This window comes from Streptomyces sp. NPDC043896, from assembly GCF_056435605.1.
In genome coordinates, this window is sequence record NZ_JBWKEE010000003.1 from 324,454 (window position 1) to 346,457 (window position 22,004).

Consider the following 22,004-nt stretch of genomic DNA (forward strand, 5'->3'; position numbering starts at 1 on the left):
ACCGCAATCAGAGGTGTTCCATGTCCCTGGACAGCTATCAGTTCGTCGCCGCGACCCGTCCCAGGATCCGCCGCGACGTCCTCTTCACCGAAACGCCCGACGGAGTGCTGTTCCACAACTCCGACGGGGGCTTCCGCCTCACCGCCCGCACCGCCTACCGGTTCGCCACCCTGATCGTCCCGCACCTGACGGGCGAGCACACCGTGACGGAGCTCTGTGAGGGGCTGGGCGACCCGCAGCGCGCGATGGTCGGCGAACTCGTGAAGACCCTGTACGAACGGGACTTCGCCCGCTCGGTCTCCGAGCCCGGCGAGCCGGAGCGGGCCGCCGCGCCGCCGCCGGACGTCGCCCGCAGATTCGCGCCGCAGATCGCCTACGCGGACCACTACGCCGACGACGCCGAGGCCCGCTTCCTGCGCTTCCGCGGCACCCGGGTCGCCGTCGTCGGCGACGACGCGGTGGCCCGCTGGTGCGCGCTCAGCCTGGTGCGCAACGGCTGCGCGGCCATCGGCGTCCTGCCGGGCGCCGACACGGACGAGGTAAGGGCCGAGGCGGCCGAGGCCGTCGCCGACGGCTGCCCGGTGGAGGTCCGCACGCTGCCCGGACAGCCCCTGGGATGGACCGAGTTGACGGAGTACGACTTCGTCGTGGTGACGGGCGGGGCGGCGGCCCCGGCGCGGCTGCTGCCGCTGCTGCGCGCGGGGGTCCCCGAAGGACGCGGCCTGCTGCCCGCCTGGTCGTACGGGAACGACGCGGTCGTCGGCCCGCTCATGGCCCACGGCACCGCCGGCTGCTGGTCCTGCGCGGCCCTGCGGCTGGGCTCCGCGCGCGGCGGCCCGGCGGCGGCCGGGCTGTGGAGCGCCCTCGCGCTGCCGGAGGCGCCCCTCGCGGCGGGTCCGGTGCCGGGGCGGCCGCTGGCCGCGATGATCGGCAACCTGCTGGGGTACGAGGTGTTCCGCGCGACCTCCGGCTCGCTGCCCGCCGAGACCGCCGGGCGGCTCCTCGTCCAGGACATGGCCTCGCTGGACGTGACCGCCGAACCGCTGTTCCCGCACCCCCGCTGCCCGTTCTGCGCGCCCGCGGAGCCCGAGGCGGCGCCCCTGGACCTCGCGGCCGCCGGCACCTCGGGCACACCCGGCCTGCCGACACTGGAGACCGCGCGCGACGCCGACGAGCTGGTCGAGGAACTGAACCGGCGCTCCGCCGTGGTGCGCCCGTACGCCGGGGTGTTCACCCGGTACGCGGACGAGGAGCTCACCCAGATCCCGCTGAAGGCCGGGGTGGTCGAGCTGGGCCTCGGGCACGGGGAGACCCGCACCGTGGCCGCGTTCGACGTCCACCACGTGGCGGGGGCCCGGATGCGCGCCCTGGACGCGGCGGCGCTGGTGTACGCCGAGCACGTGGTGCCGGCCCGCGACCTGGCGGGCGGTGCCGGGGAGCCGGGCGCGGTCGCCCCGGCGGCGCTGGCGACGGCCTCGGGGATTCCGGGCGGGGCGTCCGCGTACCAGCGGGCGGTGTCCCTGCTGACGAAGGAGCCCGCGCTGGTCCCGGCGGGAGCCGTCCGGCCGTTCGGCCCGCACAACGCCGAGGGGCTCTTCGAGCGCACCCGCGCCGGGGCCGGAGCCGGCCCCTCCCCCGCCGACGCGGCCGCGTCCGGACTGCTGTCGGCGCTCGGGCACGCCGCGCTGCTGCGCGCGGTGCGCGGTGCGGCGGCGGGCCGGGTGCCGCTGCCCGACCGCGACGGGGAGGACGCCGAACTCGGGTTCCTGCTGCGGTCGGCGGACCGGCTGGGGCTGGAGCCGGAGCTGCTGGACCTCGGGGAGGGCGCGCGGTCCGGGGTGGAGGTGCTGCTGGCGCGCGCCGGGCGGCACTGGGCCCTGGGCGAGGGCCTGGACCGGCGTACGGCGGCGGTGGCGGCGCTGCGGGAGCTGCTGGGCGCCGCGCAGTACGGGGCCGGGGACGGCACGGGTGCGGCCGACGCGGGCCGGGATCCCCTGCTGCGGGATCTGGACCCGCGCGCGCTGGCGGTGTCCGCCGGGGCGGCCGCGCCCCTGGCGGCCGGGCCCGGCACGTCCTGGGAGCGGGTGCTGGAGCGCCTCGCCGGGGCGGGGCTCGACGCGTACGCGGTGACGACCGGGTCGGCGGAGCTGGCCGGGGTGGGCGTCCACACCGTGCGGGTGCTGCTGGCCGCGGCGGCGGTCCGGGAGTCCGGCGATGACGCGTAGCGGTTCCGCCGCGGTGGCGGACGGGCTCGGGCGGGAGGCCGCCGGGCGGTTCACCGCGCTGCTGGAGCGCGCGGTGGCCGCGCTGGACGGGCCGCCGGTGGCCGTGCGGGCGCTGGGGCTGCGGGACGCGTTCGCGGCCCCGGACCGGGAGGTGCCGGCGGGCGCGGTCCCGGTGGCGCTGTACGGGTACCAGGCGGTGGTCGGCCCCCTCCCGGCGGACGGGCCGGGGTGCGCGCGGTGCCTGGAGCGGCGCTGGCAGGCGGTGCGGTCGGTCGCGCTGCGGGACGCCCTGGAGCTGGGCGGCGAGACCCGGGCGGCGGGCGGCTGGCCGTACGCGCAGCCGTTCGCCGCCGACGCCCTGGCCGCGCTGGTGGTCGCGGCGGGCTCCGGCACCGCCGGGGCGGTGCGCGGGGTGTTCCCCGGGGTGTGGGTGCTGGACCTGCGGAGCGGGACCGTGCGGGGGTACCCGCTGGTGCCCGACCCGGAGTGTCCGGTGTGCGGGACGCCCGAGGCGGACACGGCCCGGGCACTGGATCCGGAGCCGGCGCCCAAGTACCGGCCGGGGGCGTTCCGTACCCGGCCCGTGGAGGCGTACGCCATCGACGTGGCGGCGTTCGCGAACCCGCTGTGCGGGGCCCTGGGGCCCTCGCTGGTGCAGGACGTCTCCTCGACGTCCACCTCCGCGACCATCGGGTGCTTCTCGATGCGCTCCGGCGAGTACCTGCGCGAGACCTTCTGGGGCGGCCACACGGACTCCTTCGACCGCAGCGCCCGCGTCGGCGTGCTGGAGGGGCTGGAGCGGTACGCGGGGATGCGCTCGCGCTCGCGCACGACCAGTGTCACCGGCTCGCTGAACGGGTTCGGGCCCGAGGCCGTCGACCCGCGCCGGGTGGGCCTGTACAGCGAGGCCTTCCACCGGGACAACCCCCGGGTACGGCCCTTCGACCCGGACCGGGAGATCCCCTGGGTGTGGGGGTGGTCGCTGCGCGACCGGCAGCCGAGGCTGGTGCCGGAGGTGCTGACGTACTACCACGCGCCGGGTCTGGAGAACCGGTTCGTGCAGGAGAGCTCCAACGGCTGTGCCTCGGGCGGGAGTCTGGCCGAGGCCGCCTACTTCGGGCTGATGGAGGTCGTCGAGCGGGACGCGTTCCTGCTCACCTGGTACGGGCGGCAGCCGCTGCCCGAGATCGATCCGGCCACCAGTACCCGGGCCTCCACCCGGGCGATGGTCGACCGGCTCGCGCTGTACGGGTACCGGGCGCGGTTCTTCGACACCCGGATCAGCTTCCCGATCCCGGTGGTGACGGCGGTCGCCGAGCGCTTCGACGGCGGCACCGGCCGGATGTGCTTCGGGGCGGGGGCCGGGCTGGACCCGGAGTCGGCGCTGGACTCCGCGCTCTGCGAGATCGCCACCGACGCCGTGAACCTGCCCGGGCGCACCGAGCGGGACGAGGAGCGGCTGCGCGCGATGGCCGCCGACTTCGACCTGGTCACCGCGTTGCACGACCACCCGCTGGTGTACGGGGTGCCGGAGATGGGCCGCCACGCCGACTTCCTGCTGCGGGGCCCCTCGCGGGGGCCGCTGCGGCCGGTGTCGTCGCTGCTGGGCCCCGAGGGGGTCTCGGACGACGTGGCCGAGGACCTGGCGCGGTGCGTGGAGGCCGTCGCCGCCCGGGGCTTCGACGTGGTGGTGGTCGATCAGACCCTGCCGGAGCAGCGGGCGCTGGGCCTGCACACCGTGAGCGTGCTGGTGCCGGGGCTGCTGCCGATCGACTTCGGCTGGTCGCGGCAGCGGGCGCTGGGCATGCCGCGCATGCGCACGGCCCTGCGCGAGGCGGGGCTGCGCGAGCGCGACCTGGAGCCCGCCGACCTCAACCCGGCCCCGCACCCCTTCCCCTGACCCGGCCGCCGGCTCGCCCGGCACGGCCGCACGAACCGAGGAGGACCCGTGGGCTACGCCCATGACTACGCCAGCGCCATCATGTACCGGGGCCGGGTGCCCATGGAGCCCGTCGACTTCGTCCCCGACTGGGCCGACCGGCCCCGCAAGGCGAAGTACTACCCGGACGCGGAGACCCTGCCGCTGCCCGACCCGGCGGCCGGGGCGCCCCGCCCCGCGCCGGGGTTCACCCTGCCGCTGCTGTCCGGGATGCTCCAGGAGTCGTACGGGCTGACCGGCCGGCGCCTGGGCGTGCAGGCCAACACCGACCTGGCCGCGCTCCCCCACTACACGCAGGCCAACTGGTCGCGCGGCACCGCCTCGGGCGGCGGGCTCTACCCGGTCGGCGTGTACTGGGCGGCCGGCGCGGGCGGGCCGCTGACCCCGGGCCTGTACCACTACGCCCCGCACCGGCACGGGCTGCGCCGGCTGCTGGCCGGGGACGTCACCGGTGACGTCCGGGAGGCGCTGGGCGGGGGCCCGGGCGAGGGCTGTACGCAGTACCTGGTGCTGAGCGTCAAGTACTGGCAGAACTCCTTCAAGTACAACAGCTTCTCCTTCCACGCCGTCAGCATGGACGTGGGCGCCCTGATCCAGACCTGGCGGCTGTGGGCCCGGGCGCACGGGCTGCGGATCGCGCCCGCGCTCTGGTTCGACGAGGAGCGCCTCGCCCGGCTGCTCGGCGTGGCGCCCGAGGAGGAGGGCGTCTTCGCGGTGCTCCCCCTGGAGTGGGAGGACGGCGCGGCCGGCCCGGGCGGGCGGGCCCCGGCTCCGGCGACGGGTGCCGAGGTCCGCCACCGGGACGCGGAGCGCTCCCGTACCGTGCTGGCCTTCGAGACGCTGGAGCGGATCCACGGGGCCACCCTCGGCCGGGCCGCGGACCGTCCGGCGCCGGACGCACTGGACGCGGCCGCCGCGTACCCGCCCCGGGGCGGGAAGCCCGTCCCCCTGCCCGCCCCGCCGGCACCCCCGATGGCGGAGACGGCGGCGCTGCGGGCCCGGCGCAGCAGCTTCGGCCGTTTCGACGCCACCCGGGCGGTGGGCGCGGAGCAGCTGGCGGCGGCGCTGGCGGACTGCGCGGCGACCCGGCCCGGCAGTGAGGCGGAGCGCCCCGGCGGGCCGCCGCTGACCTCCCTGTACGCCTTCGTCAACCACGTCGAGGGGATCGAGCCGGGGAGCTACGCCTACGACCCGGCGGAGCACGCGCTGCGGCTGGTGGTGCCGGGGCCGCCCGGACCGTTCCTCCAGGCCAACTACTTCCTGTCCAACTACAACCTGGAGCAGGCGGGCGCCGTGCTGGTGCCGACCGTACGGACCACCGCGGTCCTCGACGCGGTCGGCGACCGGGGCTACCGCCTCATGGGGGCGGCCGTCGGCGCGGTCGCGCAGACCTTCTACACCACGGCCGCCGCCCACGGCCTGGGCGCGGGCGTGGCGCTGGGCTTCGACAACGTCTCGTACGCCGAGCGGCTCGGGCTGACCGGAAGCGACGAGGCACCGCTGCTGATCATGCTGCTCGGCCACGAGCGGCCGCGGCCCGCCGACTTCCGCCACGAGATCGCCTGAGCGGGCGACGAGAGGAACGAGGGGGACCTGGATGGACACCACCACCGCATGGCACACCGGCGAGCGCTTCATGCTGCGCGTCGCCGGCCTGCCCCTGGCCGCGGCCGACGCGCTGCGCTGTGAGGACACCGGCCGCTGGGCGGCCGACGTGCTCGCGGCCGAGGACGCGCTGCGGGCGGACGCCCAGTGGCTGAGCGAGGTACTGCACCGGGCGGTCGGCGCGACCGATCCGGAGCCGGGCGGGCCGGGCGCCGCGCACCGGCGGGAACTGCTGCGGCTGCGCCGCCAGATCCACAACGGGCGCTTGCCCGCCGACCCGGAGGCCGCCCTGCGGGCGGTGTCCGGCCTGGAGGAGGAGGCGGGCGACCGTCTGGCCGGCTGGCTCCGGCGGACGGGCGAGCGGGAGAAGCTGCTGGCCGAAGGGGAGCCGCTGCTCGCGGCCGACCTGCGCCGGGGCCGGGCCGCGCTGCGCGCCCTGCTGGAGGACGACCGGCTGCGGCACGGGCTGCTGCTGGCCTCGCCGGTGCTGGAGGGGCAGCTCGACGCCTACGCGGCGGCCACCGCCGGGGGCGGGGAGCCGGGCGGCCGGGCGCGCAAGGCCGAGCGCTCGGTGCTCTCGTACCTCTACCGCACCGCCTGCAAGACCAGCCCCTTCAGCACCTTCACCGGGGTGGCGACCGGCCGGTTCACCCCGGAGGCGGGGACGGACGGCATCCGGGTGGAGGACACCTGGAGCAGCCACGTCCGGCTGAACGTGGTGGTGCTGGCCCGGCTCGCCGAGCTGGTGCTCGCCGACCCGGTGCGCCGCCGGGACCTGCCGCTGCGCCCGGCGCCGGGCTGGGGCCGGGAGGAGGACCGGATCCGGTACGTGCGCCGCTCGGTCACGGCGGGCGACGACACGGCCGCCGTCACCTTCGACGCGGTCAAGGACCGGCTGTTCTTCCTTCGCCGCAGCGGCACCCTGGACCGGCTGCTCGCCCTGTTCGCGGAGCGGGCCGAGGGCGCCGGGCGGGCCGCGGACGGCGGCGGGCCCGAGCTGCGCCACCACGAGCTGGCCGACTGGCTGGCGGCGGAGCACGGGGCGGCCCCCGAGGAGTGCGAGGCGTACATCGGGGCCCTGCTCCAGCTCGGCATGGTCCGGGTCCCGTGCCTGGACACCGAGGTGCACAGCGGGGATCCGGTCCGGTCCTTCCAGCGGGCGCTGACGGGCCTGGAGCGCCCCTGGGCCGACGAGCTGGCCGCGCTGCTGGAGGAGCCCGCCCTGCTGCTGGAGCGCTATCCGCTCGCCGGACGCGACGGGCGCCGTGAGCTGCTGTCCGGGCTGCGCGCGGCCCTGCGCCGGATCCAGGTGGAGCTGGGCGCGGCCGAGGACGCGCCGCTGCCGCAGACGCTGGTGTACGAGGACACGAGCGCGGGCCGCGAGCTCGCGGCGGCTCCCCCCGCCTGGGCGGAGCCGGGTGCGGGCGGCGGCTCGCTGCGCTCGGTGGAGCGGATCCTGCCGGCCTTCGACCTGACGGTGGCCCAGCGGATCACCTTCGAGGGGTTCTTCACCGCCCGCTACGGCCGGGGCGGCCGCTGCGAGGACCTGCTGGGGCTGGTGCACGACTTCCACGAGGACTTCTTCGACCAGTACCTGTCCTTCACCGCGCGGCGTACGCCCTTCGACGCGCGGGGCGAGTACGTGCCCGAGGAGAACTGGCTGGGCCTGCCGGGGATCCGGGCGCTGGACGCGGCGCGGCGGGCCTTCACGGGCCGGATGCGGGCGCACTGGGCGGCGTACGGGGAACGGGGCGGCGGCGAGCTGCGGCTGTCGGCGCAGGACGTCGAGGCGGTCGCGGCCGAACTGGAGCCGGTGGTACCCGGGTTCGCGCCGCGCTGCCACCACCTCCAGCTCGCCCGGGACCCGGAGACGGGCGCGGAGCTGACGGTGCTGAACCGCTCGTACGGGGGGCTGTCCTTCCCGTTCAGCCGGTTCACGCACCTCTACCCGGAGCCGGACGGGCTCGACGGGCGGCTGCGCGCGACGGCCGTCGGCGTCACCCCGCCCGGGGCGGTGTTCGCGGAGGTCACCGGCGGGGCCGTGACCACCAACCTGAACCTGCACGGGCGGCTCACCGAGTACGAGATCGTCTGCCCGGGCGAGAGCGGGACCCTGCCCGAGGACCGGCTGCTGCGCCTGGACGACCTGTACGCGGAGCACGTGCCGGAGACGGGGCGGGTGGTGCTGCGTTCGCGGCGGCTGGGCCTGGAGGTCATCCCGGTCTACCTGGGGTACCTGGTGCCGCTGGCGCTGCCCGCCGTACCGCGCACCCTGCTGCTGCTCTCGCCGTCCTCGATGTCCCCGCTGGACGTGTGGGCGGGCGTGCCGGAGGGCGTGGCGCAGGGCGGGGTGACCACACGTCCGCGCGTGGTGCACGGGGACGTGGTGCTGAGCCGGCGCAGCTGGACGACGACGGCGGGAGAGCTGCCGGCGCAGGGCGCGCGGGAGGCCGGGCACTTCCTGGAGTGGCAGCGGTGGCGCCGGGCGCACGGGCTGCCGGAGCGGGTGTTCGCCACCGTGTCGGCGGGCCCGTCCGCGCTCGGGGCCAAGCCGCAGTACGTGGACTTCTCCAGCCTGCTGTCGCTGGCCGCGTTCGAGCCGCTGCTGCGCGAGGCCGGCCACCGGGTCGTCTTCCGGGAGATGCTCCCGGACCCCGGCGGCCTGCACGTGAGTTCGGCGCGCGGCGGGCACGTCGCGGAGCTCGCCGTCGAGACCTTCACCACGACCGTCCGGACCGAGGAGGGCGCATCCCGATGCCAGAGCTGACCCCGACGCGTGGCGCGTGGCAGGCCATGCACGTCTTCTACGCCGCCAACCCGCAGCCGCTGCTGGTGCAGTGCGTGCGGCCGCTGATCGCCTCCCTCACGGCGGACGGGCTGCTGGCGGGGCACTTCTTCATCAACTACTGGCTGGAGGGGCCGCACGTACGGCTGCGGCTGCGGCCGGTGAGCCCGGAGGCGGAGCCGGAGGTGCGCCGGCGGGCCGAGGAGGCCGTGTCGGCGTTCCTGAAGGCCCGGCCGGCGCTGTACGAGGTGGACTCGGGCTTCCTCAACGAGTTCTACAACACCCTGTTCGACATCGAGTTCCCCGAAGGGGACCGGGCCGCGTTCATGGGCGAGGACGGCCGGATGAACCTGCGGCCGAACAACTCCTTCTCGTACGAGCCGTACGAGCCGGAGTACGGGAAGTACGGCGGCCCGGCCGGGGTGGAGCTCGCGGAGTGGCACTTCGCGCACTCCAGCGACCTGGTCATGGACGCCCTGGGCTCGATGAACCTGCACCTGCGGACCGTGCTGCTGGGCACCTCGGCGCAGCTGATGATGGTGATGGCCGGGGTGTTCCTGCCCGACCGGGAGGAACTCGGGAACTACCTGGACAGCTACTACCGGTTCTGGCACCGGGCGTTCCCGGGCACCGGTTTCATCGGCTCGACCGAGTACGACCGCACGTACGAGCAGACCGGCCCGGGTCTCGGGCGGCGGTTCGAGGCCGTGCTGGAGGCGCTGGGCTCCGGGGAGACGGGCCGGCTGCCGGGGTTCCTGGCCGGCTGGGCCGAGCACTGCCGGGAGCTGCGGCGGCGCGCGGAGGCCCTGGCCGTGGCCGGGGAGCTGGTCTTCCGCTCCTGGGACGGGACCCGCGACGAGCGCGTGACCGATCCGGCGGTGGCGCTGCCGCTGCTGCTGTCCCCGTACATGCACATGACCAACAACCGGCTGCACGTGACGATCCGGGACGAGGCCTACCTGTCCCACCTGCTGGGCCGGGTGCTGCGCGAGGGCGCGGGGACCGGCGGGGTGGTCGTGCCGTGACCGCGCCCGCCGGGATGCCGGACCTCCGGCCGGCGCTGCGGCCCGGGGTCCTGCTGTCGCCGCCGCTGCTGAACGGCCCCGCCGTGGTGCACCTGGTCAAGGACCCGGTGTCCGGGGCGGCGTTCGAGATCGGACCGAAGGAGTACTTCCTCGTCTCGCGCCTCGACGGCTCCCGCAGCCTCGCCGAGATCGGAGAGGCGTACGGGCGGGCCTTCGGGCGCCGGCTGGGCGAGCGGAACTGGCAGCAGCTGCTCGGGCTGCTCGGCACACGGCGGCTGCTGGCGGGCGGCCCGCTCCCGGAGCCGGAGGGAGGTCCCGTCCCGCAGCGGACCGGGACCCTGCTGCGCGGCACGCTGCGGCTGGTCGCGGACGCCGACGCCACGACGGCGCGGCTGCACCGGTTCCTGCGGCCGGTGCTGCGGCCGGCGGTGCTCGGCGCGCTGCTGCTGGTGTTCCTGGCCATGGAGGTGTGGCTGGCGGCCTCGGCGGGCGCGCTGTCCGCCGATCTGTGGTGGCTGCTGTCGCGTCCGGCTCCGCTGCTGGCCGTGGCGTCGCTGCTGTGGCTGAGCACGGCCCTGCACGAGTTCGCGCACGGGATCGCCGCCCGGCACGTGGGCGGCACCGTCGGGGAGATCGGGCTGCGCTGGCGGCTGCCGATGGTGATCATGTACTGCCGGGTCGACAACTACCGCTACCTGCCGCGCCGGCGCGACCAGCTGGCCGTGGCCGGTGCGGGCGCCTTCGCCAACCTGCTCTTCCTGCTGCCGTTCTGCGCCTGGTGGGCCGCGCTGCCGCCGGGCGACCCCACCCGCCGGGTACTCGGCGCGCTGCTGCTGCTCGGCAGCGCGCAGGCCCTGGTCAACCTCGTCCCCCTGCCGCCGCTGGACGGCTACACCCTGCTCGGTCACGCGCTGCGCGTGACCCGGCTGGCGCCCGCCAGTTCGGCGTACCTGCGGCTGCGGATGCGGGACAAGGACGCGGCGACCGCCTACCCGGTACGGGCCCGGCGGCTGTACCTCGGCTACGGGATCGGCTCGGCCGTGCTGGTCCTGCTCCTGGCCGGGTGCCTCGCGGCCGCCGTCGTCCTCACCGTCAGCCCCTGAACCCCTTCCGACCCCCCACCCGATTCCGACACCGAGGGAACCGCACGCCCATGACAACTGACCGTACTCCCCCGCCCGACGCGCCCGTGGCCGTCGCCGTCCGGGAGGTCCGCAAGCGCTACGGCGACCGCCAGGCCGTGGACGGGCTCTCCCTCGACGTGCGTCGCGGCGAGTTCTTCGGCCTGCTCGGCCCCAACGGCGCGGGCAAGACCACCTTCATCGAGATCGTCGAGGGCCTGCGCCAGGCCGACTCGGGCACGGTCGAGGTGCTCGGCCACAACCCCTGGCCGCGCAACACGGCGCTGCTGCCGCGGATCGGCGTCCAGACGCAGGCCTCGGCGTTCTTCGTCCGGCAGACCGCGCGCGAGCACCTCGCCACCGTCGCCGGGCTGTACCGCAAGGACGCGGCGGCCGCGGACCGTTCGCTGGCGCTGGTCGGGCTGACCGAGCAGCGCGACGTGCTCGTGGAGAACCTCTCCGGCGGCCAGCGGCAGCGGCTCGCCATCGCCTCCGCCCTGGTCCACGACCCGGAGCTGATCTTCCTCGACGAGCCGACCGCCGCCCTGGACCCGCAGGCCCGCCGCGACCTGTGGCAGGTGCTGCGCTCCCTCAAGGGCGAGGGCCGCACCATCGTCTACACCACCCACCACCTCGACGAGGCCGAGGCCCTGTGCGACCGGGTCGCCATCCTCGTCGGCGGGCGCGTCGCCGCGCTGGACTCCCCGCACCAGCTGATCACCGCCGCCGGGGCCCGGGCCCGGCTGCTGGTGCCCGAGGGCCGGATCGGCCGGGCCGAGGCCGCCGCCCTGGAAGGGGTGGAGCGGGTCAGCGAGCAGGGCGGCTCGCTGGTGCTGGAGACCTCGGTCCCCGGCAAGGTGCTCCAGGCCGTCGACGCGCTCACCGGTCTCGACGGGGTGATGACCCGCACGGCCACCCTCGAGGACGTCTACCTGGAGCTGACCGGCCACGCCGTGGCCGAAGGCCCCTCCCCCGCACACACCCTGGAGTCGCGCGCATGAGCGCCTACACGGCACTGACCGCGGCCGGCTACCGGGCCCAGGTCCGGGACAAGGCCACCCTGTTCTTCACCTTCGCCTTCCCGCTGCTGTTCCTCGTCGTCTTCGGCCTGATCTTCAGCGGCCAGGACGTGGAGCAGAGCGGCCGCCCCTACATCTCGTACATCGCGCCGGGCGTGATGTCGTGGGGCGTCGCCAACGCCGCCGTCTTCGGGATCGCCTTCACCCTGATGCAGTGGCGCCGGGACGACCTGCTGCGGCTCATCCGGCTCAGCCCGACGCCGCTGACCACCGTCCTGGCCTCGCGCTACGTACTGGCCCTGGTGGTCGGCGTGGTCCAGGCCGCGGTGTTCGTCGCCGTGGCGACGCTGCCCGGGTTCGGGCTCGAACTCGACGGGCGCTGGCCGCTGGTGCTGCCCGCGCTCGGGCTCGGCATCACCGCCTTCATGGCGATCGGGGTGATCGTCGGCAACTACGCCAGGACGCCCGAGGCCGTCGCCGCCATCGCCAACTGCATGATGGTCCCCATGGCGTTCCTGTCGGGCTCCTTCCTGCCGCTCGACATGATGCCGTCCTGGCTGCGCACGGTCTCGCAGGTGCTGCCGCTGCGCTACCTCAACGACGCCGCCTCCGGGGCCCTCACCGGATCCGGATCGCTCTCCGCGATCGGGATCGGGTGCGCGGCGCTGGCCGGCTTCGCCCTCCTGTTCGGCGGGATCGGGCTGAAGACCTTCCGCTGGAGCAACCAGTCGTGACCGGCACCGCGACCCAGACCGTACGGGCGGCCGCGGCCCCCGACGGCACCGCGCTGGAGACGGCCCGCCGGCAGCTGGAGCGGGCCCTGGCCGCCGCCGCCCCGGACGCGGCGGCGCCGTACGTGGTCACGCTCGGGGTGCACGACGCCCTCGGGCCCCGTACCGCAGACCCCTTCGCCGGGGTCCGCCCGGCCGCCACCGTCCACCTCGGCGCCCAGGCCGTACTCGTCGGCCCCTGGGGCGGCGACGGCACCGCCCCGGCCTGCGGGCAGTGCCTGGCGATGCGCTGGCAGCGGCTGCGCAGCAAGAGCGAGCGGGACGCGCTGGAGACCGGGACCGGGCCGCGCACCCCGGTGTCGGCCGCGTGGCCGCTGCTGTCGCCGTACGTGCTGGACGCGGCCGCGGCGCTGCACGCGGCCGTCGCCGGCGGTACGGCGCGGGCCCCGGGCGCGGTGGCCGCCGACCGGGCCCTGCCGCAGGTGTCCCGGCTGGACCTGGAGACCCTCCAGGTGCGCACGTACCCGCTGGCCGCCGACCCGCTCTGCCCCGACTGCGGGCCGCGCGGCACCGACGCGCCGCGGCCGTTCGTCCCCGCGGCGCGGCCCAAGCCGTCCCCGGAGGCGCAGCGGCTGCGCGCGGCCTCCTCGTACCCGGTGCCGCGGGAGGCTCTGGCCAATCCGGTGACCGGGGTGCTCGGCGGGGGCACGTGGATCAACGTGACCTCCCCGACCACGGCTCCGGTGGCGGGCAGCGTCTTCATGCGCGGCTACGCGGGGCTGACGGACGTCACCTGGAGCGGGCAGGCCAACAGCTTCTCGGCCAGCCGCGACCTGGCCTTCCTGGAGGGGCTGGAGCGGTACGCGGGCACGCACCGGCGGACCGGCGGCGAGGTGCTCACCGCCTCGTACGCGGAGCTGGGCGACCGGGCCCTGAACCCGGCGGAGTGCGGGTTCTACGCGCCCGGGACCTACCGGGACGACCCGCTGGTGTCGCCCTTCGACCCGGAGCGGCCCATCCCCTGGGTGTACGGGCACTCGCTGCGCGACGACCGGCCGGTGCTGGTGCCGGCCCGGCTGGCGTACTACAGCGCGGGCCTGGCCGCCGACAACTTCGTCTTCGAGTGCTCCAACGGCTGCGCCATCGGCGGCTGCCCCGAGGAGGCGCTGCTCGGCGCGCTGCTGGAGCTGATCGAGCGGGACGCGTTCCTGCTCGCCTGGTACGGCGGCCAGCGGCTGACGGAGATCGACCTGGACTCCGTACCGGGGCCGGCGGTGCGGATGATGGTGGACCGGGCGGCCCTGCAGGGGTACGACGTGCACGCCTTCGACAACCGGATCGACCTCGCGGTGCCGGTGGTGACGGGGCTGGCCGTGCGGCGCGACGGCGGTCCGGGGCTGTACTCCTTCGGCGCGGGCGCGGCGCTGGATCCGGCGGCGGCGGTGGAGGCCGCGCTGTCGGAGGTGCTGACCTACATCCCGCACCTGCCCCGGCAGGTGGCCGAGCGGCGGGGCGAACTGGAGGCGATGTCGCGGGACTTCGGGCGGGTGCTGCACCTGAAGGACCACGCCCAGCTGTACGGGCTGCCGGCGATGGCCCCGCACGCGCGGACCTACCGGGAGCCGCTCGCCGTCCGGCCGATGGCGGAGCTGTACGCGGGTTGGGAGGCCGGCGGGCGTCCGAGGACGGGCGACCTGCGGGATGATCTGCTGCTGTGCGTAAGGGAGTTGACGGATGCCGGGCACGACGTGATCGTCGTCGACCAGACCACGCCGGAGCAGCGCCGGATGGGGCTGACCACGGTGTGCGCCGTCGTGCCGGGGCTGCTGCCGATCGACTTCGGGTGGTCGCGCCAGCGGGCCCCGTACATGCCCCGGCTGCGCACGGCCGCCGTGCGGGCGGGGCTGCGCGACGCCCCGCTGACGGACGCGGAGGTCCGGATGGTGCCGCACCCCTTCCCCTGATCCCGTCCGCCGGGCCCCGGGCAGTGTCCCCGGGGCCCGCTCGGCACGGTCGTCACGCGTCGAGCCGGATGCCCCGGACCCCTTCCTGCGGGGTCCGGGGCATCCGGTGTCTGCGGCTGCGGCGCCGGGGTGTCAGGCGCTGCAGGAGGTGGTGCTGGTGGTGGAGGAACAGGTCGAGGTCGAGCTGCAGCTGGTGGAACCGGCGAGCACGACCTCGCTGGCGTCCGAGTAGTCCGAGATCTCGAAGGTCTCCGACTCCAGCTCGAGGATCTCGTCGGCGAGCGAGGCGAGCGGCGACTTCTCCATGGGACTCTCCTTCGTTGGTTCAGGCGGTCTGTGGTGCCCTTTCAGGAAACCCGGTCGCGCCTTCACTTCACCTGCTCATCTCCTGACACTCCCCTGACAGAAAGTGTCAGCGGCTTGACAGTCCCCACCGGAGCCGGTGGCCGAGCATGGTCGTCATGACCGCCTCCGCCTCCGCGCCCGCGCCGGCCCCCGCGCCCGGGCTTCCCGGACTCCCGTCCCTGCTGCGGCCGTTGACCACCCTGTACCTGGACCTGCACCGCCACCCCGAGCTCTCGGGCGAGGAGGAGCGCACGGCCGCCCGGTTCGCCGGCTGGCTGGAGTCCGCCGGGTACGCGATCACGCGCGGGATCGGCGGGCACGGCGTGGCCGGGGTACTGCGACGGGGTGCGGGGCCGACCGTCATGCTGCGCGCCGAGCTGGACGCGCTGCCGGTCCGGGAGGCCACGGGCCTGCCCTACGCGAGCGAGGGCCCGGCGGCGCACGCCTGCGGGCACGACCTCCACCTGGCGGCCGCCGCCGGAACGGCCTCGCTGCTGGCGGCGGACACCGGGACCTGGCGGGGAACGCTCGTGGTGGTGGGACAGCCCGCGGAGGAGACCCTGGAGGGGGCACGGGCGATGCTGGCCGACGGGCTGTACGAGCGCGCCGGCCGCCCGGACGCCGTCCTCGCGCAGCACGCCGCCCCGCTGCCCGCCGGGATGGTGGCGCACGGGTACGGGCCCATGACCGCCGGGAGCGTGACGTTCCGGGTCGTGGTGCACGGGCGCGGCGGTCACGCGGGCGCCCCGCACCTGACGGTGGACCCGGTGGTGACGGCGGCGCACGTGGTCACGCGGCTCCAGACGGTGGTGGCCCGGGAAGCGGCGCCCTCGGAACAGGTCGCCGTGACGGTGGGCTCGCTGCGGGCCGGCGAGCGGGCCAACGTCGTGCCCGACCGGGCCGAGCTGGGGATCACCGTACGGGCGGCCGGCGAGGCCGCGCTCGGGCGGGCGGCGGAGGCGGTCGAGCGGATCGTGCGCGCCGAGTGCGCCGCCTCGGGCTGCCCCCGGGAGCCGGAGATCGTCCGCGAGGTCTCCTCCCCCGTCACGCACCCCGACCCGGCCACGACGGCGGCCGTCCGCGCCGCGCACACGGCGCGGCTGGGTGCGGAGCGGGTGGCGATGTGGCCGCCGTCCCTGGCCACGGAGGACTTCGGGCTCTTCGGCGACGCGGGGGCGTCCGTCCACGGCGCGACGGGGGTGCGGCTCGCCTACTGGATGCTGGGGGTGATCGGGCCGGCCGCCTGGACGGCGGCGCCCGGGGAGGGCGCGGCCGGGAAGCTGGCGGCCCTGCCCGCCAACCACGCCCCGGACTTCGCCCCGGACGTGCGCACGGCCCTTCCGGCGGGGGTGGAGGCGCTGACGGCGGCGGCCCTGGCCTGCCTGGCCGGGCCGGGGCCGACGGGGTGAACGGCCCGGGTGCCGCGTACCGTCACCCGGCTCCGGCGGGGCCGCGCGCCCGCCGGGCAGGGGGCGTACGGGGCCTGCGGGCTATCCGGCGACGGGCGAGACGGCGATGCAGCCGCCCGCGGCCGTGAGGGCCTCGCCGGACTGCTCGGCGATGACCTTGCCCTTGTAGGTGATCTTGCAGGTGACCTGGCCCTCGGAGCCCTCCGCCGCGACCGGCAGGACGGTGGGCGGCATGATGCCGCGCAGGGTGACGGTCCGGGTCCACGGCAGGGCCGGGGCGTCCACCGTCTCGTGCTGCGGTTCGGTGGCGGTCCCGGCACCGGCGGCGAAGCTGACGGAGGCGGCGCCCTTGCCGGTGACCTCGTACGTGACCTCGTACTTCTCGTCCACCGCCTTGTCGACCTGGTCGACGGCGGCGTCGGCGGCGGCGTCGGCCGCTTCCGAGGCGGAGCAGGCCGTCACGGCGAGCAGGAGGGTGGCGGCGAGGGCGCCGGTACGGGCGAGGCGGGGCGTGTTCACGGTGGTCCTTCGGATGGTGCAAGCTGACACCCCGTACACAATCGCAAAGTAAAGGTAAAGTCAAAAGGCGGGGCGGAGGGCGGCGGCCCACCATGGAGACATGAGCGTCCGACGGTACGAGCTGACGTTTCCCGGCGGCGACGGGACGGGCCGGGACACGGTGATCGTGGAGCGCACCGAGTCGGCCGGACCGGGCGGCCACCCGGTGTACGCCGACGCCACCGGCATCGTCCGCGCGGAGATCAGCGACCGGGACGAGGTCCGCATGCTGCCCTCGGGCGGCCACCAGGCCCTCTCCCACCCCACCGGGGCGCGCCGGCTGCCCGAGTCCTGACCGGTCGCGGACGGGTGTGCGCCGACGGTGGGAACCGGGGCCGCGCCCGCTCGTGCCTGCGCCGGTACCCCCCGCGTTCCGTCCGATAGTCGCCAGGGTCACGACGGATCGGAGGAACGGGCGATGGACAGGGCAGGACTTCCGCGCCGCAAGGCGCTGCTCGCGGGCGGCCTGACGGCCCTCGCGGGCGCGCTCTCGGCGTGCACGGCGGCGCCGGGCACCGTACCGGGCGCCGGAACGAAGGGCCGGCCCGAGGCCGCCGCGCCGAACGCGGCGCCCACCACGCCGGACGCCGCCTTCGCCCGGCTGATGCAGGGCAACGAGCGCTGGGTCAGCGGATCGCTCCAGCACCCCGACCGGGACCCCACGCGGCGTCAGCTGGTCGCCCAGAGCCAGGAACCGTTCGGGGTGGTCCTCTCCTGCATCGACTCACGGGTGCCGCCCGAGCTGCTCTTCGACACCGGGCTCGGCGACCTGTACGTGCTGCGCACCGGCGGCCAGGCGGTGGGCCCGGTGGTCACCGGCTCCGTCGAGTTCGGTCCGGTGACCGGCGGCACCCCGCTGATCTTCGTACTGGGGCACCAGCGCTGCGGCGCCATCGACGCCGCGTACAAGGCGATGCGCGACGGGAAGACCCTGCCGGGCAACCTCCAGGCGATCGCGCGGGCCCTGCGGCCGGCGTACGAGCAGGTGGCCAGGGAGGGCGGTTCGGGCGACCCCGTCGACCGGATGATCCGAGCCCAGGTGAAGCTGACGGCGGACGACCTGCGCGCCAACGCGGACCTGGCCCCCATGGTCGCGAAGGGGACGGTCGTGGTGGTCGGCGGCTACTACTCCCTCGACACCGGCGAGGTGGAGGTCCTCACGGGTGCCCCCGCGGCTTCGGCCGCGCCCAGCCCTTCGGCGAGTCCGTCGGGAAGCCCGTCGGCGAGTCGCCCGGCGAGCCCCGCGGTGAGCCCGCCGGTCGGCGGGGAGCCGACGGGGACCCGCGCCCCGATGGGCACCATGCCCATGGGCAGCCCCTCCTGACGGAGCCCCGGACGCGCGGAAAGCCCCTTGCCGGGCCGCGGGGAACGCGGCCCGGCAAGGGGCTCGGGCACGGTCCCGGTACTGGTACCGGGACCGTGACCACGACCGTGCCGGCGGCGTCAGGCCGCCGCGGGCTCGGCCGGCGTGCTCGTGCCCGTGCTCGGCACCGCGCGCGGACGCGGGTACACCGCCTCCTCGGGCAGCTTCGGCTCCAGCCGCAGGACGCCCAGCGCCGAGACGGTCGCGCCCGCCGCGAGCACCACCCACATCGCCGTCGGCGACAGGGTGAGCAGCGCCGTCAGGACGGCGGGGGCCAGCGCGCTGGGGACCGCCCAGGAGAGCTGGTACACGGCGAGGTGCCGGCCCCGCGTCTCCTCCGGCGCGGCCTGCGCGCACAGGGCCGAAGCCGTGGCGCCGTGCATCAGCTCGCCCGCCGTGAACAGGGCCGTCGCGGCGAAGATGCCGATCAGGATGACCGTCTTGTCGCCCACCGCGGCGAGCACGGCGAACACCACGAACGAGGCGGCGAACACCCCCGCGCCCAGGGCCACCGCGCGGGAGCGGCGGAAGGCGACGAGCGCCCGGGTGACCGGGATCTGGAGCAGCGCGATCCCGACGGTGTTGACGGCGTACAGGACGCCGACCAGGGAGGTCGAGGCGCCCAGGTCCTGGGTGACGTACGCCGGGATGCCGATCGCGAGGACCGTGTAGCCGAACGCGGTCGGCACGTTCAGCAGGGTCAGGGCGAGGAACGGCCGGTTGCGGGCCACCAGCCGGTAGCCGCCCTTGCGGGAGGTCCGGGCGGCCGGGGCCGCCGACTTCGAGATCGGGATCGAGCCGAAGCAGACGGCCGCCAGCAGGTACCCGGCCGCGGTCCCGAACACGATCACGTAGTAGAACGCGTCGCTGCCGAGGGCCAGGACCCCGCCCGCGACCAGACCGCCCACGCCCAGACCGGCGTTGCGCAGACTGCGCTGCGCGGCGAGCAGCTTGTCCCGCTCGGTGCCCTGGACGAACTCGGCGATGAACGACTGGATCGCGGGCGGGTACGAGGTGTCGCCGAGCGCGACGAGCAGGATCACGGCGAACATCGTGTAGCCGTTGTCCACGAGCGGGTACGTGCAGAAGCCCGCGGCCCGCAGCAGGTACCCGCCGGTGACGACGGCCTTGGCGCCGAACCGGTCGATGAGGACGCCCGCCGCCGGGTTGCTGACGAGGCCGATCACGGCCGCCGCCGTCATCAGGGTGCCCACCTGGGTGAGCGGCAGCCCCGTCACGTGGTGGAAGTAGAGCAGGGACAGGGGCAGGTACATGCCGGCGCCGGTGGCGTCGACGACCATGCCCAGCATGTACCGCGACTTCGCCGACAGGCGGGCCCCCGTCATGACGCGTCGCCGATCACGCTCTGTTCGCGCACCCACTCGCCGAGCCCGCGCAGGCGGCGCTCGACCTCGGCGCGGTCCGGCCCGGTGCCCACGGCGGCCGCGAGGAAGTCGGAGGAGCCGGAGGCCGGGGCGATGACCTGGCCCTCCTCGGCGTAGAGCCAGAAGCCGGCGAGCCAGTCGTCCTGCGGCGGCGCGGGCAGCCGGCGCACGAGTCCGGGACGCTTCATCATCAGCAGCTGCCCGGCCATGTGGCGCGGCCGGGGCAGCCCGGCGGCGTCGCCTCCGCGCCGTACGGCGGGCTGGAGTTCGTGGCCGGCCTCGGCGCGCACGGCGTACCCGCCGAGGTGCACGCCGAACAGGCTGTGGAAGACCTCGCGGATCTTGGCGCCGCCGGGACGGCAGGCGATCTCGCACATCACGAGCCGGTCGTCCGGGGTGTGGAAGACCTCCATGTGGAAGGCGTGGTCGCGCAGCCGGGACCCCTCGGGGGCCAGCGCGGCGAGGACCCGCTCCGCGAGGTCGAGCAGGCGCGGGGTGACCGGGTCGTCCTCGTCGAGGGTGAGGTCGATGCGGGGGCCCGGGTCGGAGGCGAAGGAGGACAGGTCGTACTGGTACTGCGAGGGCCAGGCCATCGCGACCCTGCCGTCGCGCACCACTCCGTCGACGTGGCACATGCGGCCCGGGACGAAGTCCTCCAGGAGGACGTCGTCGCGCTCGCCCGCGCCGTAGACCTCCGTCAGGCACTCCTCGAAGGAGGCCTCGTCGTGCAGGATCCGCAGGCCGACGGCGTTGAAGCCGGACCGCTCCTTGAAGACGACGGGGAAGCCCTCGGCGGCCGCGAACTCGCGCGCCTGGTCGGCGGTGCGGGCCTGGACCCAGGCGGCGACGTCGATGCCGGAGGCCTGGGCGCGGGTCTTCATCAGCGCCTTGTCGCGGAAGGGCATCACGTCGTCGTGCCAGGCGCCGCGCAGTCCGAACCGCTCGCGCAGCCGTGCGGCGCGCAGCATGTCCGCCTCGTGCAGGGCGGTGATGCCCGTGATGCCGTGCTCGGCGATGAGTTCGACGGCGCGGGCGTCGACCTCCTCCGCGTCGAAGTCGTCGAAGATCTCCAGGCGGGTGTAGCCGAGGTCGCCGTCCGGTACCTTCTCGCCCGCGAGCTCGATCTTGTCGCGGGCGGCGAGGACGACGATGTCGCCGGTGTGGTCGGGCAGCCAGGAGCGGTACGGGAACGGCTCCAGCGGGTTGCGGTGCAGGATCAGCAGGTTCTCGCGGGGGGCGATCTCGGACGGCTGGGCGAGGACGGTCTCCCCGTCCGGGCCGGCGAGGGTGATCCGGACGTGCTCGCGGATCACCTCGGCGCCCCGGCGGATCGCGGCCGAGGTGTCCTCGGCGGCGACGGCGATCAGGCCGAGCCGGTCCCAGTTGTCCTTGAGGACCCGCACCTCGTCGCCGGGCCTGGCGCTCGGGGTGACGGAGATGACGCCCTCGGCGGCGCGCGCCTCCTCGATCCCGCCGACGGACTCGACCCGGGTGCCGGGGGTGCCGATCATGGCGCGGACGCTGGCGCCGCCGTGGGCCCGCGGCCGGTCGGGGAGCTCCTCGACCAGGCCGAAGGGGTGGCCGACGGCGAGGGTGACGAGGTCGACGCCGAAGGCGCTGCGCACCAGTTCGGGGATGGAGTCGCCGCCGATCCGGTTGTGGCCCTCGATGACGCGCGGGCCCCGGGCGGTGAGGCGGACCTCGGTGTGGCAGACGCCGTCGCGCAGGCCCATCACGTCGAGGAAGCCGCGTATGCCCTCGCGTATCGCCTCGTCGTCGGCGTCGGACAGCCGGGCCGGGACGGCGTGGCCGAGTTCGGCGAAGTGGCCGTCGGCGGTGAACTTCTCGGTGACCGTGACGATGACGTGGCGGCCGCCGAAGCTGAAGGACTCGACGCTGAACTCCGGTCCGTCCAGGAATTCCTCCATCAGGAAGTCCTTCAGGACGAACAGCGAGGAGACCCGGTCCGTCCGGGTGCCGGAGAGCCGGGTGACCTCGGCCCAGACGCGGTCGGCGTCCTCCGGGCCCTCCACGCGCATGACGCCGATGCTCGCGGTGGCGTCGACGGGCTTGACGATGAAGGGGAACCCGTACTCGGCGCCGAAGGCGTCCAGTTCCTCACGGGCCTTCAGGGAGCGGGCGCCCACGGCGTGTTCGGGGTCGTGCTCGGCGACGTAGCGGCGCATCGCGGCCTTGTCGCGGATGCGGGCGGTGACCTCGTAGCCGGTACCCCCGAGCCCGTACAGATCGTTGATCCGGCCCGCGTTCTCCAGCCCCGGCTCGGTCAGGGAGACGGCGGCGGCGAAGCCGGGGCTCTCGTGCCAGGCCCGGACCAGGGGTTCGATCTGCTCCCACTCCGTGAAGTCCACGACCTCGACGGCCGCGGCGAGCCGGTTCTGCTCCTCGCTGACCTTGGTCGGGTGCTGGAGCAGCAGCACGCTCAGTCCCAGACCGTGGGCCTTCCGCACGGTCTCGTCGGTCGCACCGACGAGCAGCAGGGTGCGCTCGGGGTTCATTCTCTCTCTTCTCC

The 22,004-nt window shown here is 75.5% G+C and carries 16 protein-coding genes; 12 read left to right on the plus strand and 4 right to left on the minus strand.

The window, feature by feature from the left end; genetic code table 11:
* Positions 1-20 precede the first annotated feature (20 nt).
* The 9 genes from AC069X_RS06130 to AC069X_RS06170 are packed head-to-tail and all read left to right on the plus strand — an operon-like array spanning position 21 to position 14,414.
* A complete protein-coding gene (locus tag AC069X_RS06130) occupies positions 21-2,225 on the plus strand; it encodes a TOMM precursor leader peptide-binding protein (RefSeq protein WP_478725609.1) in 2,205 nt (734 codons plus the stop codon).
* Complete coding sequence (locus tag AC069X_RS06135) at positions 2,215-4,125, plus strand: TOMM precursor leader peptide-binding protein (protein WP_478725611.1); 1,911 nt, start codon at positions 2,215-2,217, stop codon at positions 4,123-4,125. The genes AC069X_RS06130 and AC069X_RS06135 overlap by 11 nt, the downstream gene beginning before the upstream one ends.
* A gap of 48 nt (positions 4,126-4,173) precedes the next feature.
* Positions 4,174-5,730: a SagB family peptide dehydrogenase gene (locus AC069X_RS06140; protein WP_478725613.1), complete on the plus strand. Its 1,557-nt coding sequence runs from the start codon at positions 4,174-4,176 to the stop codon at positions 5,728-5,730.
* Between the two features lie 31 nt (positions 5,731-5,761).
* Positions 5,762-8,536 carry a lantibiotic dehydratase gene (locus AC069X_RS06145; RefSeq protein WP_478725615.1) on the plus strand — a complete coding sequence of 925 codons (2,775 nt, stop codon included), beginning with the start codon at positions 5,762-5,764 and terminating at the stop codon, positions 8,534-8,536.
* Positions 8,524-9,579 carry a lantibiotic dehydratase C-terminal domain-containing protein gene (locus tag AC069X_RS06150; RefSeq protein ID WP_478725617.1) on the plus strand — a complete coding sequence of 352 codons (1,056 nt, stop codon included), beginning with the start codon at positions 8,524-8,526 and terminating at the stop codon, positions 9,577-9,579. Before AC069X_RS06145 ends, AC069X_RS06150 begins: the two co-directional genes overlap by 13 nt.
* Positions 9,580-9,593: 14 nt before the next feature.
* Positions 9,594-10,682, plus strand: a complete 1,089-nt coding sequence (locus tag AC069X_RS06155) for a peptidase M50 (protein WP_478725782.1) — start codon at positions 9,594-9,596, stop codon at positions 10,680-10,682.
* A 50-nt stretch (positions 10,683-10,732) separates the two neighbouring features.
* On the plus strand, positions 10,733-11,701 hold the full coding sequence (locus tag AC069X_RS06160) for an ABC transporter ATP-binding protein (RefSeq protein WP_478725619.1): 969 nt from the start codon (positions 10,733-10,735) through the stop codon (positions 11,699-11,701).
* Positions 11,698-12,453, plus strand: coding sequence for an ABC transporter permease (locus tag AC069X_RS06165; RefSeq protein WP_478725621.1), 756 nt, complete (start codon positions 11,698-11,700; stop codon positions 12,451-12,453). The genes AC069X_RS06160 and AC069X_RS06165 overlap by 4 nt, the downstream gene beginning before the upstream one ends.
* On the plus strand, positions 12,450-14,414 hold the full coding sequence (locus AC069X_RS06170) for a TOMM precursor leader peptide-binding protein (protein ID WP_478725623.1): 1,965 nt from the start codon (positions 12,450-12,452) through the stop codon (positions 14,412-14,414). The genes AC069X_RS06165 and AC069X_RS06170 overlap by 4 nt, the downstream gene beginning before the upstream one ends.
* Positions 14,415-14,546: 132 nt before the next feature.
* Here the strand turns inward: AC069X_RS06170 and AC069X_RS06175 are convergent, their stop codons facing one another.
* Positions 14,547-14,720, minus strand: a complete 174-nt coding sequence (locus tag AC069X_RS06175) for a thiazolylpeptide-type bacteriocin (RefSeq protein ID WP_007268044.1) — start codon at positions 14,718-14,720, stop codon at positions 14,547-14,549.
* 155 nt (positions 14,721-14,875) lie between these two features.
* Here AC069X_RS06175 and AC069X_RS06180 point away from each other — a divergent pair, with 155 nt between their 5' ends.
* Positions 14,876-16,168: an amidohydrolase gene (locus AC069X_RS06180; protein ID WP_478725625.1), complete on the plus strand. Its 1,293-nt coding sequence runs from the start codon at positions 14,876-14,878 to the stop codon at positions 16,166-16,168.
* A gap of 81 nt (positions 16,169-16,249) precedes the next feature.
* Here AC069X_RS06180 and AC069X_RS06185 read toward each other — a convergent pair whose 3' ends face one another.
* A complete protein-coding gene (locus AC069X_RS06185) occupies positions 16,250-16,687 on the minus strand; it encodes an MmpS family transport accessory protein (RefSeq protein WP_478725627.1) in 438 nt (145 codons plus the stop codon).
* Between the two features lie 100 nt (positions 16,688-16,787).
* Here AC069X_RS06185 and AC069X_RS06190 point away from each other — a divergent pair, with 100 nt between their 5' ends.
* Positions 16,788-17,021, plus strand: a complete 234-nt coding sequence (locus tag AC069X_RS06190; RefSeq protein ID WP_478725629.1) for a DUF6296 family protein — start codon at positions 16,788-16,790, stop codon at positions 17,019-17,021.
* Positions 17,022-17,144: 123 nt separating this feature from the next.
* Entirely contained in the window at positions 17,145-18,050 is a 906-nt protein-coding gene (locus tag AC069X_RS06195) for a carbonic anhydrase (RefSeq protein ID WP_478725631.1), read from the plus strand.
* Positions 18,051-18,169: 119 nt separating this feature from the next.
* Here the strand turns inward: AC069X_RS06195 and AC069X_RS06200 are convergent, their stop codons facing one another.
* Together AC069X_RS06200 and AC069X_RS06205 are read right to left on the minus strand one after the other, a co-directional pair.
* On the minus strand, positions 18,170-19,435 hold the full coding sequence (locus tag AC069X_RS06200) for an MFS transporter (protein ID WP_478725633.1): 1,266 nt from the start codon (positions 19,433-19,435) through the stop codon (positions 18,170-18,172).
* The gene (locus AC069X_RS06205; protein WP_478725635.1) at positions 19,432-21,990 is read right to left on the minus strand and encodes an ATP-grasp domain-containing protein; all 2,559 of its coding nucleotides are present in this window, start codon (positions 21,988-21,990) and stop codon (positions 19,432-19,434) included. The genes AC069X_RS06200 and AC069X_RS06205 overlap by 4 nt, the downstream gene beginning before the upstream one ends.
* Between the last annotated feature and the right edge of the window lie 14 nt (positions 21,991-22,004).

Bases quoted from the DNA above. Each gene is read 5' to 3' on its own strand.
- AC069X_RS06205 (WP_478725635.1), bottom strand. From the start codon at position 21,990: ATGAACCCCGAGCGCACCCTGCTGCTCGTCGGTGCGACCGACGAGACC.
- AC069X_RS06155 (WP_478725782.1), top strand. From the start codon at position 9,594: ATGCCGGACCTCCGGCCGGCGCTGCGGCCCGGGGTCCTGCTGTCGCCG.
- AC069X_RS06145 (WP_478725615.1), top strand. From the start codon at position 5,762: ATGGACACCACCACCGCATGGCACACCGGCGAGCGCTTCATGCTGCGC.
- AC069X_RS06200 (WP_478725633.1), bottom strand. From the start codon at position 19,435: ATGACGGGGGCCCGCCTGTCGGCGAAGTCGCGGTACATGCTGGGCATG.
- AC069X_RS06195 (WP_478725631.1), top strand. From the start codon at position 17,145: ATGGACAGGGCAGGACTTCCGCGCCGCAAGGCGCTGCTCGCGGGCGGC.
- AC069X_RS06180 (WP_478725625.1), top strand. From the start codon at position 14,876: ATGACCGCCTCCGCCTCCGCGCCCGCGCCGGCCCCCGCGCCCGGGCTT.
- AC069X_RS06150 (WP_478725617.1), top strand. From the start codon at position 8,524: ATGCCAGAGCTGACCCCGACGCGTGGCGCGTGGCAGGCCATGCACGTC.
- AC069X_RS06160 (WP_478725619.1), top strand. From the start codon at position 10,733: ATGACAACTGACCGTACTCCCCCGCCCGACGCGCCCGTGGCCGTCGCC.
- AC069X_RS06130 (WP_478725609.1), top strand. From the start codon at position 21: ATGTCCCTGGACAGCTATCAGTTCGTCGCCGCGACCCGTCCCAGGATC.
- AC069X_RS06135 (WP_478725611.1), top strand. From the start codon at position 2,215: ATGACGCGTAGCGGTTCCGCCGCGGTGGCGGACGGGCTCGGGCGGGAG.
- AC069X_RS06190 (WP_478725629.1), top strand. From the start codon at position 16,788: ATGAGCGTCCGACGGTACGAGCTGACGTTTCCCGGCGGCGACGGGACG.
- AC069X_RS06175 (WP_007268044.1), bottom strand. From the start codon at position 14,720: ATGGAGAAGTCGCCGCTCGCCTCGCTCGCCGACGAGATCCTCGAGCTG.
- AC069X_RS06165 (WP_478725621.1), top strand. From the start codon at position 11,698: ATGAGCGCCTACACGGCACTGACCGCGGCCGGCTACCGGGCCCAGGTC.